Raw genomic sequence first — 4047 nt, 5'->3', positions numbered from 1 at the left:
CAACTGTTCGTATTGCTCAAGGAGACGATGCTGGGCTTTATGTTTGGGATGGTTCGAACCTCACACCAGCCAAGGAAAGCAATTTTTTTGAAAGTTCAAATTCTGAAAACTTATTTGAGTGGAAAGACAACGCAGGAAATATCGTACTTGCACTGAATAAAAAGTGCCAGCTTGTCTCGTATGATGAAGATACGAAGCGTTCAATATTGCTCACAAATCAAGAAGACATCAAAGAACTGCAAAAGTTTGTCGATGAACTGAATCTGAACAATATCAGCGTACTGTTAAAGCTGCTTGCGATAAATGATTCCAGTGATTTATATACGTTTGTCGATGACAATGGGGATATTGTCCTACGTTTAACAAAATCTGGAATGTTGCGCTCTGGTCAGATCGATGGGCTTCACAATGCTGTTGATGCACTTGAGTATTTGAAAAAACTGACAAAGCAATCAGATGATTCAAAACTGATTCGATTTGAAGATGCTGAAAAGAACTTGCTCGGCTACGTCGACAAATATAGCAACTGGGTCTTCAACGGTGTCGATGTTTTAAATGAAATCAATGAACTGAAGAAGTTTAAAAACAAAGCGCAAGCTGTGACAGCACTCAAGCAAGTCGCAGTGAAAGCGCCAGAGTCTATCATTCAAATTTATCTAACAGATTTGCCGAATCTGCCTGATGCAAAAGGCACTGTGATTTCAGGTAAAGGTGAGTTTCATTTTGACGGCCAGTCTTTCAACTGCTATGTGAAGCTTGAAGTGCAAGGTTCATCAAGCGCTGCTTATGCAAAGAAAAACTGGAACATCGCATTCTTTTCAGACCAAGCTTTAACAAAAGCGCTGAACGTCAAAATCGGTGATCTGCTGCCACATGATGAACTTGTGTTTAAATCAAACTGGATCGATCACACCAATATTCGTAACGCAATGTGCTATCGACTCTGGGAGCAGATTGTAGCAGCTCGAAGTGGTTATCCACGCCTAGAAACGGAAAAACCGTATATTGGCAAAACAGGTAAAGACGCACTACAAAACGGAGCCAACGGTGTACCGCGTCTTTATTCAGCCCTGCTGTATATTAATGACGAGTTCTATGGTATCGGTTCGTTCGGAACCGCGAAGAAGCGTGCCAACTATAACATTGCCAAAAATAAGCCGAAAGAAATCTTAATCGGTATGGATGGCTGGAATGACATCACAAATCTTGAAGTCACAAATCCGACGCTTTATGAATTAAAAGCGCCGAGTACGCCTACTGCTGATACTTGGGCAGCTATCTCTAACTGGAACGCATTTACACAGCTCAGTGATGCAAACTTCACAGCACAAGCGAATGACTATCTCGATAAGCAAAACGCGATTGATTTTATGCTGTTTGCTGAGTTTGTACGATATGCGGATGGTGCTGGTGGCAACAGTGCAAAAAACTTTCAATTCATGAGTTACGACGGCAAGCGCTTTATGTTTATGCCCTATGACATGGATACGGTTTTTGGCTTGGACTGGACTGGCGGTGCTGTGTATGACAACACGTCTGGAACACAAACAATCGCAACCGGTTCAGGCTCGTTCTGGCGCAAAGTCAAAGTCGCGTATAACACAGATGTTGAAGCACGATACAAACAATTGCGTGATCTGAAAATCATCTCAGTTGAGAACATCTATAACTTATCGACAGATCTATTTTTGAAGTATTCAAGAGATGTATACGATCTTGAGCTTGCTCGTTGGCCCGTGCGTCCGTCTTTAAATCTCACAAGTTTGGAGCAAATTCTGACGTGGACGAGAAAGCGTATCGCATTTTTAGACACATATTTTAATTACACAGCTTAAGCGCAGGAGCAATCAATCATGTCATGCACAGTGTTTAAATCAACAAATACAGTCGATCAATCGATCAACGTTTTCCCGCCAGTCGGCTATGTCAGCAATGTCCGCATTGTTCGAAATCAAGACGTGGAAAATGGCGATATATTTAAATTTCGTAGTGATAACCCAAAGGATTTTAAAGTTGTTGGTGCAACTTTGACTGCTCCATCGCTAGGTATAACACTGCCAATCACTGAAGGAATTCTGAACCCTTCTACTGAAATTATTCTAAAACTAGATGAAGGACGCGACTACGCATATTTGTCATGGAAAGATAAAGACAGATTACTGGGATTCGATACGGGTGATGGAAATTTCTTTTATGGTGCTTATCCTGATTATTCATTGGGTCTACATACGGAAGCACCGAATATAATTAACGGTCTTTGTATTAAGATGGGTAGCTATAATCAGCGAGTAAGCTCATGGGATATGAGTGAGGTGACTGATGCTGCTTATACTTTTGCAGCGGCGGTTAATTTTGATCGTGAGATAAATTGGAATGCACCAAAACTATTAAGCATCGATCATTTACTAATGAATGCTGCAAAGTTTAATAAGAATGTCAACATCACAGCAGCTAAACCAACAAATGTATCGTTTATGTTTCAAGGGGCTGCATCGTTTAACTCGAAATTGAATATTGATACATCAAATTGTAGTGATTTTACTGGAATGTTTTTAGGTGCATCAAAGTTCAATCAGCAGTTAACAGGAATTGATTTTAGTAAAGCATTATTTATGAGCAGATTGCTTAATTACGCAACATCTTTTAATCAATCGGTAGACTTCGGAAACACGCTCTTGCTGCAAGAAGCTTATTACATTTTCGCTGATAGTAATTTCAACGCTTCGATAAAATTTAATGCTCCAGTGCTTCAAAATGCTTCGGGTTGGTTTTCGAACAATCCAAAATTCAATAATACGATAACAGGAAGTTTTAGATCAGTTGTGAATATGGAGTTCTTCTTCTGGAATGCCTCTTCATTCAATAAACCTATCAATGATTGGGATATTCGAAATGTACTGACCTTCCAAGGCTTCATGCAGGGTGCAACATCGTTCAATCAAGATTTGTCGGCATGGCCTGCGAAATTCAATGTTAATTCAAATATTGCAGATGTGTCAGCAGCACCCAATTGGTCTACTGAAAACTACGATCAATATTTGAATGCGCTATGGCTTGATGTGGGTACAACAAGACAAACCGCATGGGCGAACGGTACAAGCCCTAAGGCTGTTTATGCAGCAGCAAAACGATCAGCAGCGAGTCAAGCAGCAGTCAGTGGGCTGATCGGTGCGGGTTGGACAATTGTTGATGGAGGATTAGTTTAATGAACGTTAAAAAATATACAAAAGCAGATGGTCAGTACTTCAAAGTCACAAACAAAATTTCAGGTGCGACTTTGATGTACGGTGAACTGAATGAATCAAATGAATTGAATACAGTTCACAACGTCGAGTTCATTTCAGAAGAGCGGTATGAAGCTGAGCGTCCGAAGCCGGAGCCATTGTCTGAAACGAAGATGATGTAAAAGGCCGCATTTAGCGTTTTTTTTATTGTCAAAATTTAGGTGAGTCTATGCAAAAAAACGATCTTGCCGTTCAAGAAGCCCTCACTTGGCTCGGCACACCTTACCATCACCAAGGTCGAGTTAAAGGCGTGGGTGTGGATTGCGGTACGCTGATCTGTGAAGTCTATGAAAAAGTTGGACTCATGGATCACTTAGACCCGCGCCCGTATCCGCCAGACTGGCATATGCATCAGATGGGTGAGCGATATCTTGAGCATATCCGGAGTGTGTGTTTTGAAGTCGATGAACCGCAACCAGGTGATATCGTCTTATATAAAATTGGTAAATGCGTCAGCCATGGCGCAATTGTCGTTGAATGGCCAACGATCATTCATTCATATATCCATCTGGGAGTCATTCTTCAAGATGGCACCAAAGGAAGTTTAGCCCGGCGAATCGCCGGGTTTTTTCGTATGAAGAGGCTGAAAAAATAATGGGTGGAATCTTTGGCGGTACAACAATCAGCACATCAGACAATCGCATCAACTCTATGCGTGTTCAGCAATCTGCATACGGACTGTGCCAGCCACTGGTCTATGGCAAAAACCGGTTGGCTGCGAATATGTTCTGGTATGGCGATTTCTCATCGACTGCGCATACAA

General features: G+C 41.5%; 4 protein-coding genes. All 4 read left to right on the top strand.

Annotated elements, in window-relative coordinates:
* Window positions 1-1835, top strand: a 1835-nt coding sequence (locus Aso01_RS15710; protein WP_042065617.1) for a CotH kinase family protein, incomplete at its 5' end; no start/stop codon positions are given.
* 18 nt (window positions 1836-1853) lie between these two features.
* On the top strand, window positions 1854-3206 hold the full coding sequence (locus Aso01_RS15705; RefSeq protein WP_004938168.1) for a BspA family leucine-rich repeat surface protein: 1353 nt from the start codon (window positions 1854-1856) through the stop codon (window positions 3204-3206).
* A complete protein-coding gene (locus Aso01_RS15700) occupies window positions 3206-3406 on the top strand; it encodes a hypothetical protein (RefSeq protein WP_004938157.1) in 201 nt (66 codons plus the stop codon). Before Aso01_RS15705 ends, Aso01_RS15700 begins: the two co-directional genes overlap by 1 nt.
* A 47-nt stretch (window positions 3407-3453) precedes the next feature.
* A complete protein-coding gene (locus tag Aso01_RS15695) occupies window positions 3454-3879 on the top strand; it encodes an NlpC/P60 family protein (RefSeq protein WP_004938152.1) in 426 nt (141 codons plus the stop codon).
* Window positions 3880-4047 lie beyond the last annotated feature (168 nt).

It is taken from the genome of Acinetobacter soli, assembly GCF_000760595.1.
GTDB lineage: Bacteria > Pseudomonadota > Gammaproteobacteria > Pseudomonadales > Moraxellaceae > Acinetobacter > Acinetobacter soli.
This window is presented reverse-complemented; position numbering and strand designations above follow the sequence as displayed.

Coding starts and splice junctions, on each gene's coding strand:
- Aso01_RS15705 (WP_004938168.1), top strand. CDS start 1,854: ATGTCATGCACAGTGTTTAAATCAACAAATACAGTCGATCAATCGATC.
- Aso01_RS15695 (WP_004938152.1), top strand. CDS start 3,454: ATGCAAAAAAACGATCTTGCCGTTCAAGAAGCCCTCACTTGGCTCGGC.
- Aso01_RS15700 (WP_004938157.1), top strand. CDS start 3,206: ATGAACGTTAAAAAATATACAAAAGCAGATGGTCAGTACTTCAAAGTC.